Source organism: Haemophilus haemolyticus, from assembly GCF_001008275.1.
In the GTDB taxonomy this organism is placed as follows: Bacteria; Pseudomonadota; Gammaproteobacteria; order Enterobacterales; family Pasteurellaceae; genus Haemophilus; species Haemophilus haemolyticus_P.
The window spans coordinates 27,096-42,385 of record NZ_LCTH01000049.1 but is presented as its reverse complement, the minus strand read 5'-3'; the positions used below and the strand labels follow the sequence as shown (position 1 = coordinate 42,385).

The following is a 15,290-nucleotide window of genomic DNA, read 5'->3' as shown; positions in this document are numbered from 1 at the left end:
AAGCTAATCGCCCGCTTGGTCAAACTTAGCAACATCAAGAATACTTTTTAGAGAAGTGGTGGGCGATACCGGTCTCGAACCAGTGACCCCCTCCTTGTAAGGGAGGTGCTCTCCCAACTGAGCTAATCGCCCTTAATGTTGTGGGTTGGCATTATAGGGAGAATGCATTTTCAGTCAATACCTTTTTACTAAATTTTGTTTAATTGTCGTAAAAATAAGCATAAAATCCGCTTTTTTATTTAGAAGTCAAACAAGTCGTAGTAGAATAACGACTAATATTTTATTGAAGATAGGTTATAAAAATGAAACTAGATGCTCCTTTTAATTTAGATCCAAATGTAAAAGTGCGTACTCGTTTTGCTCCTAGTCCTACGGGTTATTTACATGTAGGTGGCGCACGTACCGCACTTTATTCTTGGTTATACGCAAAACATAATAACGGTGAATTTGTATTACGAATTGAAGACACTGATTTAGAGCGTTCAACACCAGAAGCAACTGCTGCCATTATTGAAGGAATGGAATGGTTAAATCTTCCTTGGGAACATGGCCCTTATTACCAAACTAAACGCTTTGATCGTTACAACCAAGTGATCGATGAAATGATTGAACAAGGCTTAGCATATCGTTGTTATTGTACTAAAGATCGCTTAGAAGAACTTCGTCATACTCAAGAACAAAATAAAGAAAAACCACGTTATGACCGTCACTGCTTACACGATCACAGCCATTCACCTGATGAACCCCACGTTGTACGTTTTAAAAATCCAACTGAAGGCTCAGTAGTATTTGATGATGCCGTACGTGGCCGTATTGAAATCAGCAACAGTGAGCTTGATGATCTTATTATTCGTCGTACAGACGGTTCACCAACTTATAACTTCTGTGTAGTTGTAGATGACTGGGACATGGGTATCACTCATGTGGTACGAGGAGAAGATCATATCAACAACACGCCACGTCAAATCAATATTTTAAAAGCGATTGGTGCACCAATTCCAACCTATGCGCATGTTTCCATGATTAATGGAGATGATGGTCAAAAACTCTCTAAACGACATGGCGCAGTGAGCGTAATGCAATATCGAGATGATGGCTACTTACCGGAAGCTTTAATCAACTATCTCGTACGTTTAGGCTGGGGACATGGCGACCAAGAAATTTTCAGTCGCGAAGAAATGATTAACTATTTCGAATTAGATCACGTAAGCAAATCAGCTAGTGCATTCAACACTGAAAAATTACAATGGTTGAATCAACATTATATCCGTGAATTACCGCCAGAATATGTGGCTAAACACCTCGAATGGCATTACAGAGATCAAGGCATTGATACAACCAATGGTCCTGCATTAACTGAAATTGTCTCTATGCTTGCGGAACGCTGCAAAACCTTAAAAGAAATGGCTAGTTCAAGCCGCTACTTCTTTGAAGAGTTTGAAACCTTTGATGAAGCTGCAGCGAAAAAACATTTCAAAGGCAATGCTGTTGAAGCGCTTACAAAAGTAAAAGAAAAATTAACCGCACTTTCTAGCTGGGATTTACATTCTATTCACGAAGCAATTGAGCAAACTGCTGCTGAACTAGAAGTGGGCATGGGTAAAGTTGGCATGCCATTACGTGTCGCTGTGACAGGTTCTGGTCAATCGCCATCAATGGATGTTACCCTAGTCGGTATCGGCAGAGATCGCGTACTTGCGCGTATTCAGCGCGCTATTGATTTTATTAATGCACAAAACGCTTAATATTTAACCGTATAACAAACGTATAATAAAATCGTATTGACAGCTACATAGTCAAATTTTATCATGTCGCTGTCTTTTATGGGGATATAGCTCAGTTGGGAGAGCGCTTGAATGGCATTCAAGAGGTCGTCGGTTCGATCCCGATTATCTCCACCAAATTCTAATTCTATATAGTATGATATAGTCCGATAAAGCCTTGATATATAATGTATCAAGGCTTTTTTGTTGTTCTAATAAGTCCGATAGAAACTGACCAAATCCACAAATTTTAGTAACACTAATAGTAACACCATGGTATGATAGACTCATATAGTGTTACTAAATAACTTATAACTCAATGATTTATAAAATAAATTTCTAATATTTTAGTGTTACTTCATTTTGGAGGTATCTAATGGCAAGAAGAACAACTCCTTTAACAGATACAGAGATAAAAAAAGCTAAGCCAAAAGAAAAAGAGTATAGCTTATGTGATGGTTATGGGCTTTTATTAAGAATTAAGCCTAACGGCTCTAAATTATGGCTATTTAATTATATACGACCTATTCTTGGTACAAGGACTAATTTAGGGCTAGGTACATATCCGATAGTTAGCTTAGCTGAAGCTAGAATGTTAAGAGATGACTGTCGTAAATTATTAGCTCAACAAATTGATCCTAAAAAACATAGAGAAGAACTAGAAAGAAAGCAGCTTATGGATACTCAAAGTTCCTTTGAGAAAGTTGCAGAACTTTGGAAAGAGAAAAAAAGTTCAGAAGTTGAAGAGAAAACGATCAATAAATATTGGCGAAACTTAGAGCTTCATCTTTTTCCTTTGATAGGTCGATATTCTATTAAAGAAATTAAGCCTTCTTTAGTAGTCCAAATGTTAAAGAAAGTGGAGGAAAATGGATCTCTAGATATGGTTCATAGACTATGCGGTCATCTAAATGAAATCTTAAATTTTGCGGTTAATAGTGGGTTAATTGAAAGTAATACTTGCCTAAAAATTAGCTCTACATTCAAGTCTGTTCGTCAAAGAAATAACCCTAGAATAAGTATTGAAGAAATTCCTACCCTTATAAAATCAATACATAGTGCTAAGATTGAAAAGAAAACTCAATTATTAATCTTATTTCAATTATTAACAATGGTTAGACCTAATGAAGCAAGTAACGCTTCATGGAGCGAATTTGATTTTGATAAAAAAGAATGGAATATTCCTGCTGAAAGAATGAAAGTGAGGTTTCCACATACAGTACCATTATCATCCCAAGTAATGGCTTTGATAGAACAGCTAAGACCAATGACGGGTCATAATAAATATTTGTTTACTCATAGAAGTGATTTAAAGAAAACAATGAGTTCATCTACTGTTAATATGGCACTAAAAAGGATGGGTTACAAAGATAAACAGACTGCACACGGATTAAGGGGATTGGCTAGAACTTTTTTAGCAGAACAAGGCGTTCAACATGAGCATGCTGAAGCTTGTCTAGCACATAAAACAGGAAGCCAAGTTAGCCTAGCTTATAATCATGCTAATTATTTGGAGAAAAGAAGGGATATTATGCAAATGTGGGGAGATTATATTGAGAAATGTTCTCAATCTTAAATTTTTTAGGAGAAATTACCATTAAACGGAGTTGTTTTTTTTTGACCTGCCTCTATTAATAATAAAAAAACAACTAAATTTATTTATAAATTAGTTAAAAACACTTAATGAGTATCTATCTTGATAGATATGATTACTTACCTATGTAAAAGCTACAAATACAAATTGTAGCTTTTACTATATATTAAGATCTCTTATCTACGTTTATTTTTGAAGAAGATTATCATTATAGATCTATATAGATAGCTAAGGCTGATGATGAGAATCATCAGCCCTTGATCTATAATTTTTATTAATTAATAGAATTCTAATAATATGGGATCTTAAAAATAGGAAATCACTTAGATATAGAATATATAGTCAATATAATGCGAGAGACGCTTATAGCAGCAAAGATAAAAAAACTCGTAGGGTACTCATCTTGTCAGAAATAATGCTGATAGCAGTGATTTAGATAGGTTATACAGCGTTTTTTGATACTTAAATAAATTTAGATAAAATAAGTATATTATAGATAGTGTCTATTTTGATTTAAGCAAAGAAATAATCTCTTTCAATGCTGAAATCTCGCTATCTTTTTGTTCAATCACTAGATCTCTTTGTTTCAATAGCTCATCTTTATGTGAAATAGTTAGCTTTAATAGATCAATTTCTGATGTCAAATTCTCATTTGAACCGTAGTAGTTAGTATTATGATCATTCATAAAGAACAATACATTCTTATCATCATTTTTGATTAGTTCTAAAACATCAATATTAAAGATATTGGCAATTTGCTCCAATTTATGAAGATTGAGCTTAGTTTCTCCACGTTCAATTTTTGCATATAGAGTTGCTGGACATACAACGGTGTCTCCATTGACTATAACGAAGATGACCTTCATCTGGATCAGGAGTATCCCATATCCAGTAAAACTCTTCTTTGAGTTCATAGGCTTCTTTTAAAGCAGGAAGATTACCTAACCAAGTATCTAAGAGGAATGATTCACGTTCATTTAGATCGTGTTTACGCTTTAGAAGGATAAACCTTTCACGCATAAGGGTACGTCTTTCTTTTTGGCTCATATGGGCTTTCAAAGACTTTCTGACGTTATCTAAGGCTTGATTAGCCATTCTAACTACATGAAACTTATCTACGACAACTTTAGCGTGTGGAAGGATAGTGTTCACTGCGTCTTTGTAGGGCTTCCACATATCCATTGTGACGTACTCAATGTAAGTCCTGTCACTGATTTCTGAAAGACGTTGGATGACTGTTTCCTTGTTACGGTTAGGCTTGATGTCATAAATAGTCCTGCGTTCAATATTAGTCAATACAAGCCGAGGTCTACGGATAATATGTATCTCGTCTATCCCAAGCCACTTAGGAGTTTCAAACTGGTATTCACGTTCTTTGAGTGCCACATAGTCCTTAAAAACGTTCCTAATGGTTTTCTCGTCAACACCAACGCTTTCTGCGACTTCTACAAAGGTCTTAGACATGGATTGCTCTTGAATGGACTTTAAAAGCCTTTTGGTCATACTACGCTTTTCATCTACAGATATTAGGCGTTCCCAGAAGGTAGATCCGCATTCACGACACTTGTATCGTCTACGGTTCAATTGTAAGCCCACTCGCTTTAAACGAATGGGCAAATCCATAATTAGTTGATTTCTTGAACTGTGTTTGTACAACTTGTCAAAACCACATTCAGGACAACGTTCAGGTGGTCCGACTGCTTCAACTTTAAACATCATATCGGTTTCATTTTATTGTGGCGGTTCTATTGTTTTAATGTCTGGTAGGGATAATAAGTCTGACATATTATTCATCCTTTATTACTCTGCGGTGTTAAGGTATCAATTATAGATTTGATGTCGAAATCATCAGTGTTAAATTATTTTTGTGACCACAAATGCACTTAGAAAATCCCTTAAAGCATTAGCTGGTTCACTTGAATAGGGAGTTGTAAAAAAGTTCCCTTAGCCTGCACAACAAGATAATTTCGAAATATCTTTATCGAACGTAAGTGCAACTAATTTTAGCCCTTCAGCCATTGTTAAATATGGTGCTAGGGTTTCTGTTAAATCTTCTATCGTTAAGCCAAATTTAACAGCTAATGATGCTGCATAGATGACATCTCCTGCATTTTCAGATACAATATGAACCCCTAATACTTTTAGTGTTTCTGCATCTGCTACTAGTTTAAATACACCGGTTGTTTCACGGTTTACAATTGCTCTTGGAACAGCATCTAAAGGTAATACAGATGTCTTCACATCATACCCTTTCTCTTTTGCTTGTTCTTCTGTTAAACCAACCGTTGCAACCGTCGGATTCGTAAACGTAACAGCAGGAACTACCGATAAATCTATTTTTTTGTTTAATCCACCAATAGCATTATCAGTAATAATTCCACCTTCATAGGCTGCTACATATACAAATTGTGGTCCTAAAGTCACATCTCCTGCTGCATAAATCTTTTCATTACTTGTTTGACCAAAATCATTGATCAGGATTTCATTATTTTTTCCAGTTTCAACACCTGCTGCACTTAAATTTAAAGAATCCGTATTTGGTTTTCTTCCAGTGGCAACAAGTAACTGATCTGATTCAATGACTTCTCTACTGCCATTTACTGTTACGTAAACCCTTTTTATCTCTCCACTTTGTTCAACACGCTCAAAAGTTGCCCCTTTGACAAGGTTTATACCCTGTTCAATTAACGCTTTTTCAACTGACTCTGAAATCTCAGGATCATACTCCTTTAAAAGTCGCTCACTTCTTTGCATAAGCGTTATTTCTGAACCTAAATGATGAAATAGTTGTCCAAGCTCCATTCCAATGTATCCTGAACCAATTACAGTTAATCGTTTTGGTATTTTCTTTAACTCAAGAAGTGTTGTACTAGTTAAATAGTCCATTTTTTCAAGTCCTGAAATTTGGGGCAACGAAGGCGATGCACCTGTTGCAATTAAAAAGCGTTTTGCAGATAACTTTGCCCCATTGACCTCAACCGTACTAGCATCAACGAATTTTGCTTCACCTTTAATTAAATCAAAATTATATTCATCAATTAAATCCATATATTTTTGATTCCGAAGTTCGCTCACCAATTTATCCTTTTGCGTGATTAAACTAGCTAAATCCACTTCTCCAGCGGATGTTTGTAAACCTATAAACGGATTGTCTTTTGATAAATGATTGATTTCCCCTGCCCTAAGAAGAGTTTTTGACGGAACACAGCCAATATTCACACAGGTTCCCCCAACCGTTCCACGCTCAATCATTCCAACTTTTGCACCGTATTCTATAGCTTTAATTGCCGAAGAAAAGGCAGCAGCACCAGAACCAATAATAAGAAGGTCATAATTGTCTTCATTAATTAACGCCACGTTTTCTAGTGATGATACTTCTTCAATTTCTCCGGCTTGGTAATTTGCTTCATCAATCGCCTTTATTGCACTTTCAACCTCAATATCATCGGGCAGTTCAAATACTGCTTCACCACGACGATAACTAGACTCAATATTTTTAGCACCTATCTTTTCAAGTGCTGATTCTACGTGTTTTTCACAACCCGTACAGGTCATTCCTGAAATGTTTACCTTAAATTTATTCATAAAAAAGCTCCTTTCGTTAATTAATCTCTCATGTTAATGTTTCTATTATTGGACACGAATGTAATTGCTTTTCAGCTGGACATCGTTGTTTTAAGTCGTCTAACATAGTTTCAATTCGTTTTAAATCCTCTATTTGTTTTTGCACTTCCTTTTGTTTTTTAGAAACAAATTCGAACATATCTTGACAACGAACTTCATCTTTATCTACAACAGCAAGTAATTTATAAATCTCGCTTAAAGAGAAACCAAGTTCCTGTATTCGTTTAATAAACCCAACACGCTTAACGTCATCATATGAATATATCCGATAACCAGCTTCCGTTCGGTGAGGTTCTTGTAATAAATTTTTTCGCTCGTAATATCTGATCGTTTCTTTATTAACTCCACATTTATCTGCAAACTCACTAATGCGATAAATCATCTTATTTCACCCCCTGAATATTATAAACCATGTACCATAGTACACGGTCAAGTAAATTGGACTATTTTATTTTTTTCCCAAAGTATCACTCGTATGTGATTGATACTTTTATATAATACTATTGATTATCCTAACATCCCACCAGAAAATCCAATTTAAACACCAGTTGTTTTTAAACTATTAAGAAAGTAATTCCATTATATATTCCGAAGACCCAAAAAAAGAAATAATGCTAAAAAATGCATTTAATGAATTTTCATTAAAAATGGATAAAAGAGAAAAAGAACAGTTATCTGAATTAGAAAATAAATATTCTAGTAAAAAGAACAGTCTTTCTTCAGATAAAAATAAAGCTATTTCTGATTCAGAACAAAAATTACTAGAAAATGAAAATCATTATAAAAGAATGTCTAGCCAAATCGAATTAGATGCTAAAAACTATAAAAGAGCAGGAGCAAGTGATAAAGAAGTGTCTGAGTCTTTAGAACGTAACAAAAAGGAACTTTCTAATAATTACAATCATCATAAAAATAGATTCAATCAAGAAAGGGATGATAAGGTTAAGAATATTGAAGATAATCTTAGGATTTTAGAAGAATCTTACCCTCAAGATATTAATAGAGTAAAAATTTATTATCAACAAGAAAGGGATAAATATTTATCTGAAACTAAAGAACAGTTAGATAAAATGGTTAGAGAACATGAACAAGCAATAGAAGTTTATAGAAATCAATATAACAGTGGCATAAAAGCACCTATACGTTATAAAATTGAAAGTAGTGATAATGGAAAAGATTTTTATGTAACTATTCAATAAAAAATAAAGCCTAATAGATTAACTCCCTATTAGGCTTTTATTTTATAAAGTTAAATTTATATTAAGGTATTCCATGAGAGCATTTTGAAGTGGTATAACATCTCTCCTAGATTTAAATTTATGATCAACAATATCATTTAATTCTTTAAGGCTGGTTTTAATTTCCATAATTTCATTTTTTAAATCTAAAATATTCATTTTACGAATGAAGTTTTTTACTTTTTTTAGTGTATTCTTATTCAATTCATTTTCCATTATATTTAATATTCTTCTCATTTTAACCATTCTTTTAAAATCATTATCTTCTATATTCAATATACTATTAATACTTTCTTCAAATGAATCGTATCCATCCAATAATTTCTCATTATAATTGTAAAAAAATGCGATAGATACTGACTTTCCTATTCTTGCTTGAGTTCTAAAAATTGCTTGAACTATTTCTGATTTTACTAGATCTTTAGATTCTATTTTAGTATTTAATACTTCAGAAAGTCTCTCTGCATGAAATGAATTATTAAACCACTCACCAAAAAATATTATTGAATCATATTTTATATACTCATTTGTAGCTCTACACTTTCCTGAATTATAATGAATAACCTCATATTTATCTCGCAAATCTTTACTAATATTTTCTTTAATGAAGTTAGGTAGATTCTCTATATGAAATGTATTATTCCATGTGATAACAAGATGTTTATTTCCATTATTCATAGAAATATATTTCTCAAGTTTTCTTATGTCTTCAACAATATTTTTTTTATGTTTCTCATTACTTTTTCTTGTCCTTCGTGTTGATAACAATGTATCATAATAAATATTATTATTTATAACTACTTTACTTTGATTATATCTTTCTATATTCCAATTATTACTACCTTCAAATAAAAATTCTGCTGTGGCATCTAAAATAATTAATTTTGTATCTTCATCTATAAAGTCATTAATATCTTGGTGTATGATAATATCTGATGATATATCTGTATTAGATAGATCTCCTAAAGATACTATAAGTTTATTGAATAGCCAGCTAACTCTTTCATGATATAGTTTTTCATTTTTTATATCAGGTAAATCATTAAATAATTCATTAAATATATTTTTGTCAAAATTTATTATATTCTTAATTGTCTCCTTATTTAGCCTTATCTCTTTTCCGTATATCAACTCTCTCTTATAAAGTTCTACTAATAATTTCTCATGTTTTACTACTATATCCGTATAAGGGGTCTGGAATTCATCAAAGATAACTAATTCTCTCTTTGTTATCTCTTTCTTTATGGGATCATCATAGTTAATAAATATATTGCTTGATTCATATAAAGCCCTCCAGTTATTAGTTACTACTATTCTATATTTTGACAAAGCATAAATATTACATTCTAATTCTTTTAATGTATCGCTTCCTTTATAAATTCCACAAATGGACTGTTTAGGATTTAATGCTTTAACATCAAATACAAGCCTTTTAATTTCTTCATTTGTTTTTACAATAATCAAAGTAGACTTATCAGTATTAGCACAAAGAACCTTTAAATTTGTGGTTTTCCCTGAGCCGCAACCCCAAGCTAAGACTTGCCTATTTGAATAGCTATCTATGCTATTCTTAAGTTTGTAACTGCTATCATCTACTTTATCTAGTAAATAGTTACGCCTAGAAAGTAGATAGTTATTATCATCTACATTGTAATCAATCTCATTATTTTTTAATCTCCATCCCTTCCATTTATCTGGAAAACTTACATTTTCTTTCTTCATAATAATCTCCATAAAAAAGCCACTAAATAGTGGCTTGGATTTAAATTTTTAGCATATAGATATTATCTATTTCAGTTCTTTTTAAATAATCTACTTTTATCAATTCATTTATAGCTTTAATGAATAAATCTCTTTTTAAGTTAAAAACAGATTCCGAGTTGAAAGTAGTTAACGTTATTTCTTTATTTTCATTTTTACTTTTTATGATTAATGTGTATAAGACATTTCTAGCATTGCTAGTTAACTTCTTAAAACGTTTCTCTAATGGCAATTTCCTATTAATAATTGAAAAAATCTTATCATCTACTGTTTTAAGCATAGATCACCTCATTTAGGTTTTTAATGTTGTTTAAGTACCGATTTACATCAGATTCAAAGTAGCCTACGGAGTTAGCTCCTAGGCTAACTTTTTTGGGAAAATTAGGCTTATAATAAGCAGAACTTTTATCCTGCCAAGTGTAGAATGTACTTTTAGATATTCCTAATATCGTTAAAAATTCTTTTACCCTGATTATTCTATCCATGGTAAAACCCCTATATATAAAAAGGGTATTACTCTTTAGTTAGTAATACCCTTATATTATTGCGTTTAAAAAAATGATCTGTAATATCACTTTTGATAAGGCGTATAGCCTCTATTTCATATATTAATAAGAAATCCTTACTGTTGTATGGTCTAACTAAAATCAACTTGAGACCATCCTATACTTCCTCCAGATTGCTTGCAAGCATTTTTTGAACAAATTTTCTGCTTTCCAACATAGGAAACTTATCTTATTCATTCTCATATATAACTAATGTTTTCATTAAGAAAATTTTTAAAAATTTCTGTCTAAAAAATAGTCGAATAATACTATTTTACTTTTTTAGATATTTTCCTATTGTTGTGCTACCATTAACTCACAAGGTAGCATACCAGTGCTTTAATTATTATAGATAATCTATCACTTCATTTTTTAGTAACACCAATAGTAACACTGAACACAAACCCAACAAATAAAGTTATTATAAATCAAAGCCTTATATTGCTAGTTCAAGTGAGATTATCCCACCAGTTTATAAGAAAGCCTTGGGATTTTAAATTTCAAGGCTTTTTTGTTGCATTATAAAACCAATAAAAATACATCTAATCTCAAAACCCTATCACCTTACATAGTTTTTTTTGATTGATTTAATAGATTTCAATCGTTAAAACCTTTTTGTATGATGTTTATGAAATTTATTTCAACCCTATTTATTTCATACATACAAGGAGTTAATAATGAGTTCTCAATGCCCTTTTTCGCATTTATCGTCTACTAACCTAACTATGGGAAATGGAGCCCCTGTGGCGGACAACCAAAACAGTTTAACAGCTGGTCCGCGTGGTCCATTACTTTCACAAGATTTATGGCTTAACGAAAAATTAGCTGATTTCGTACGCGAAGTTATTCCAGAGCGTCGTATGCACGCAAAAGGTTCTGGTGCATTTGGTACCTTTACTGTCACACACGATATTACTAAATATACTCGCGCAAAAATTTTCAGTGAAGTTGGCAAAAAAACAGAAATGTTCGCACGTTTTACCACTGTTGCAGGTGAACGTGGTGCAGCTGATGCTGAACGTGATATTCGCGGTTTCGCATTAAAATTCTATACTGAAGAAGGTAACTGGGACTTAGTGGGTAACAACACCCCAGTATTCTTCTTACGTGATCCACGTAAATTCCCAGACTTAAACAAAGCGGTAAAACGTGATCCTCGCACTAATATGCGTTCAGCAACGAACAACTGGGATTTCTGGACATTATTACCAGAAGCATTACACCAAGTAACCGTTGTAATGAGTGATCGTGGTATTCCTGCAAGCTATCGTCATATGCATGGTTATGGTTCACATACTTACAGTTTCTGGAATGAAGCTGGTGAACGTTTCTGGGTAAAATTCCATTTCCATACTCAACAAGGTATTAAAAACTTAACTGATGCAGAAGCAGCTGCGGTCATCGCAAATGATCGTGAAAGCCATCAACGTGATTTGTATGAAGCAATCGAACGTGGTGATTTCCCTAAATGGACCTTATATGTACAAATTATGCCTGAAGCTGATGCGGAAAAAGTACCTTATCATCCATTCGACTTAACCAAAGTATGGCCGAAAAAAGATTATCCGTTAATTGAAGTGGGTGAATTTGAACTTAACCGTAACCCAGAAAACTTCTTTGCTGATGTAGAACAATCTGCATTTGCACCAAGTAATTTAGTTCCAGGTATCGGCGCAAGCCCAGATAAAATGTTACAAGCTCGTTTATTCAACTATGCGGATGCACAACGTTACCGTTTAGGCGTGAATTACCGTCAAATTCCAGTAAACCGTCCACGTTGCCCTGTTCATAGCAACCAACGTGATGGCCAAGGTCGTGTAGATGGCAACTACGGTAGCTTACCGCACTACGAGCCAAACAGCTTTAGCCAATGGCAACAACAACCAGACTTTGCTGAACCACCGCTTCGCATTAATGGTGATGCTGCACACTGGGATTTCCGTAATGATGATAATGATTACTTCAGCCAACCGCGTGCATTATTTAACTTAATGAGCGCAGAGCAAAAACAAGCGTTATTCAACAACACTGCAGCTGCAATGGGTGATGCACCTGAGTTCATCAAATACCGTCATATCCGTAACTGTCACTGGTGTGAGCCAGCATATGGTGAAGGCGTTGCAAAAGCATTAGGATTAACAGTTGAAGATGCATTAAAAGCACGTGAAACTGACCCAGCATTAGGTCAAGGCGGATTGTTATAATCTCTAGGCTGTAACCAAACAAAAACGGTAGGAATTTTCCTACCGTTTTACTTTTCAACATTCACTAACAAATAGTGGTGCCTTCTTCGGTACCAGTCACTACTTGACGTAATGCACCAGGTTTACCCATATTGAACACTCGGATCGGCATTCCATGATCGCGAGCTAAAGTAAACGCAGCTAAGTCCATCACTTGTAATTCTTTATCGATCACTTCTGCATAACTTAAATTTTTATAAAGTTTTGCATCAGGATTTTTTGCAGGATCACAATCATATACACCATCAACTTTAGTCGCTTTCAATACAACATCAGCTTCAATTTCAATACCACGTAAACAAGCGGCAGAATCTGTGGTAAAGAATGGACTTCCTGTTCCCGCGGAGAAAATGACTACGCGTTTCTCGCGTAACATTTTGATTGCTTCAGACCAGTTATAAGTATCGCAAATACCATTTAATTGGAAAGCGGACATTAATTTTGCATTCACATCAGCACGGAATAAAGAATCACGCATTGCCAAGCCATTCATCACCGTAGCAAGCATTCCCATATGGTCGCCCACCACGCGATTCATCCCTGCTTTTGCTAGTTTTGCGCCACGAAATAAGTTGCCACCACCAAGAACAACGCCGACTTCCACGCCCATCTCCACTAATTCTTTAATTTCAACAGCCATACGATCGAGAATCGCAGGATCGATACCAAAACCATCTTCTCCTTGTAATGCTTCACCGCTTAATTTCAATAAAATACGTTTATAAATTGGTTGGCTCATTGTTTTCTCCCTCTGGCTTAAAAAATTGGCTTATTCTATAAAATAACCACTCAAGAGTGAAGAAGTTAAATATGGAAATTCTGAGTAAAAGGTGGATAATAGCGACATTTTCTTTTCAGGGAAGACAATGATGAACACGAAAAAAACAAGCCAAATTTTACCCGCACTTTTTGCGGTGATTTGTGCCACATTAGCGGGGTATTTTATTTTAATCGGTTCTGGAATGTTTACAGAACCAAGTGTAGCTCTCATTCTGCTTGCAACAACAACTATTCTCTTATTAAGTAGCAGTAAAAAATCCTTCTATTTTATTTTGCTACCGCTTGCATTACTGCATGCTTTTTATACGCCTACAGGGCTAAATTTTGGTCCTCCAAGCTACCAATATATTGCCTCGCTTTTCGCGACAGATATGTTGGAAACGAAGGAATTTCTATTGCAAATCCCGGTGAGTAGTTACTTAATTGCTTTCGCCATTCCTATTTTGATTTTTCTTCAGTACAAAAGTGCGGTGAAATTTGGCATAAAATTTTATCGTAATAAAACATTTATTGCCTTAGCGACATTGCTCTTTGCCTACAACATGCCGCTTGCTGAACCGATCAAAGAAACGGTAAGTTCCACATTAAAAATTGTGGATGAAGTGCAAAAACTCAAACAAATGTCCCAATCTGATAACTGGGGAAAATCAACATTAGAAAATTCACGCTATGATGATTATGTGATTGTTCTTGGTGAAAGTGCACGTAAAGATTATCATCATGCCTATGGATATCCGATTGAAAACACGCCGTTTATGTCTAGAGCTAAAGGCACGTTGATTGATGGTTTTCGTTCAGCGGGAACAAATACTGTCGCCTCACTTCGACTTATGTTAACCCTTCCTAACAAAGAAAAATGGGAACCCAATTACAGCTTGAGTTTAGTCGATCTCATCAAATCTGCAGGCCTGAAAACTTATTGGCTTTCTAATCAAGGTATGCTCGGTGAATTCGATACGCCAGTTTCATCCCTTGCATCAAAATCTGATGAAACCTTTTTCTTGAAAAAAGGCGGGAGCTTTAATTCTACTAACTTTAGTGATTTTGATTTATTACCCAAATTCGCCCAAGTACTAGAAGATCCTGTTCAAGGAAAACGTTTTATTGTGTTGCATATTTATGGTTCACATCCAATGGCTTGCGACCGTGTCGAAGATTATCCAAAAATCTTTGATGATAAAGATCTTAATCCGAGATATGGGTACTTAAATTGCTATGTGTCGTCTATTAAGAAAACTGATGAATTTTTAAAACGTGTATATGAGCAGCTTGAAGAAAACGCGAAGAAAAATCACCGCACTTTCTCAATGATTTATTTCTCAGATCACGGTTTATGCCACCAACAGGATGAAAAAAACAATATACTTTTGTTCAATCAAAACTGTTTCAGCCGAGAACATCATAATATTCCGCTATTCAAAATTTCATCAGATGATACCGAACGCAAAGAATATAAGGTGTTTAAATCAGGTTTAAACTTCTTAGAAGGAATCGCAAATTGGATAGGGATTAAAAATCCTCAATTAACGCAAACAGAAGATTTATTTTCTAACGAATCGGATAAAAATGACTTTGGATTGCAAAAACGAATTGATGAAAAATATCGTAAAGATGACGATCCAGCCATTGATATTCGTCCTAAACACTAAGCTATATTGAGTGCGTTTTATTTTTAGCCGTAAATATCGTATAATCTGGGAGATTTTATTTGTTTATTTTTTGTAAGGTGTCAACGTGTCAGA

Annotated in this window: 12 protein-coding genes and 2 tRNA genes; 6 read left to right on the top strand and 8 right to left on the bottom strand. The window is 34.1% G+C overall.

Features of this window, described 5'->3' with window-relative positions:
* Positions 1–56 precede the first annotated feature (56 nt).
* Positions 57–132, bottom strand: a tRNA-Val gene (locus tag AAX15_RS07260).
* 170 nt (positions 133–302) lie between these two features.
* Between AAX15_RS07260 and gltX the strand changes: the two genes are divergently transcribed.
* From gltX to AAX15_RS07245, 3 genes are all read left to right on the top strand, one after another.
* Positions 303–1,745, top strand: a complete 1,443-nt coding sequence (gene gltX / locus AAX15_RS07255; RefSeq protein WP_046939807.1) for a glutamate--tRNA ligase — start codon at positions 303–305, stop codon at positions 1,743–1,745.
* Positions 1,746–1,825: 80 nt separating this feature from the next.
* A tRNA-Ala gene (locus tag AAX15_RS07250) sits at positions 1,826–1,901 on the top strand.
* Between the two features lie 238 nt (positions 1,902–2,139).
* Positions 2,140–3,339, top strand: coding sequence for a tyrosine-type recombinase/integrase (locus AAX15_RS07245; RefSeq protein WP_046939806.1), 1,200 nt, complete (start codon positions 2,140–2,142; stop codon positions 3,337–3,339).
* A gap of 813 nt (positions 3,340–4,152) precedes the next feature.
* On the opposite strand, the gene AAX15_RS07235 is transcribed toward AAX15_RS07245, so the two are convergent.
* The 3 genes from AAX15_RS07235 to merR all read right to left on the bottom strand — a co-directional run bounded on the left by AAX15_RS07235 (position 4,153) and on the right by merR (position 7,363).
* Positions 4,153–5,076 (bottom strand): ISL3 family transposase, encoded by a 924-nt coding sequence (locus AAX15_RS07235; RefSeq protein ID WP_005644441.1) that lies wholly within the window; start codon positions 5,074–5,076, stop codon positions 4,153–4,155.
* Positions 5,077–5,301: 225 nt separating this feature from the next.
* Complete coding sequence (merA, locus tag AAX15_RS07230) at positions 5,302–6,942, bottom strand: mercury(II) reductase (RefSeq protein WP_001031935.1); 1,641 nt, start codon at positions 6,940–6,942, stop codon at positions 5,302–5,304.
* Between the two features lie 28 nt (positions 6,943–6,970).
* Positions 6,971–7,363 carry an Hg(II)-responsive transcriptional regulator gene (gene merR / locus AAX15_RS07225; protein ID WP_005644354.1) on the bottom strand — a complete coding sequence of 131 codons (393 nt, stop codon included), beginning with the start codon at positions 7,361–7,363 and terminating at the stop codon, positions 6,971–6,973.
* A gap of 229 nt (positions 7,364–7,592) precedes the next feature.
* Here merR and AAX15_RS07220 point away from each other — a divergent pair, with 229 nt between their 5' ends.
* Positions 7,593–8,180: a hypothetical protein gene (locus tag AAX15_RS07220; protein ID WP_005644465.1), complete on the top strand. Its 588-nt coding sequence runs from the start codon at positions 7,593–7,595 to the stop codon at positions 8,178–8,180.
* A 42-nt stretch (positions 8,181–8,222) separates the two neighbouring features.
* On the opposite strand, the gene AAX15_RS07215 is transcribed toward AAX15_RS07220, so the two are convergent.
* From AAX15_RS07215 to AAX15_RS07205, 3 genes are read right to left on the bottom strand one after another with little or no spacing between them, the layout of a single operon-like run.
* Positions 8,223–9,941, bottom strand: a complete 1,719-nt coding sequence (locus tag AAX15_RS07215) for a hypothetical protein (protein ID WP_046939798.1) — start codon at positions 9,939–9,941, stop codon at positions 8,223–8,225.
* Between the two features lie 40 nt (positions 9,942–9,981).
* A complete protein-coding gene (locus tag AAX15_RS07210) occupies positions 9,982–10,260 on the bottom strand; it encodes a hypothetical protein (RefSeq protein WP_010129410.1) in 279 nt (92 codons plus the stop codon).
* On the bottom strand, positions 10,253–10,465 hold the full coding sequence (locus AAX15_RS07205) for a helix-turn-helix transcriptional regulator (protein ID WP_010129411.1): 213 nt from the start codon (positions 10,463–10,465) through the stop codon (positions 10,253–10,255). The genes AAX15_RS07210 and AAX15_RS07205 overlap by 8 nt, the downstream gene beginning before the upstream one ends.
* Positions 10,466–11,202: 737 nt before the next feature.
* On the opposite strand from AAX15_RS07205, the gene AAX15_RS07200 reads away from it, so the two are divergent.
* The gene (locus AAX15_RS07200) at positions 11,203–12,729 is read left to right on the top strand and encodes a catalase (protein ID WP_046939795.1); all 1,527 of its coding nucleotides are present in this window, start codon (positions 11,203–11,205) and stop codon (positions 12,727–12,729) included.
* Positions 12,730–12,793: 64 nt separating this feature from the next.
* On the opposite strand, the gene pyrH is transcribed toward AAX15_RS07200, so the two are convergent.
* Positions 12,794–13,507 (bottom strand): UMP kinase, encoded by a 714-nt coding sequence (gene pyrH / locus AAX15_RS07195; protein ID WP_005628053.1) that lies wholly within the window; start codon positions 13,505–13,507, stop codon positions 12,794–12,796.
* A gap of 130 nt (positions 13,508–13,637) precedes the next feature.
* Here pyrH and AAX15_RS07190 point away from each other — a divergent pair, with 130 nt between their 5' ends.
* Positions 13,638–15,197, top strand: coding sequence for a phosphoethanolamine transferase (locus tag AAX15_RS07190; RefSeq protein WP_046939793.1), 1,560 nt, complete (start codon positions 13,638–13,640; stop codon positions 15,195–15,197).
* Positions 15,198–15,290 lie beyond the last annotated feature (93 nt).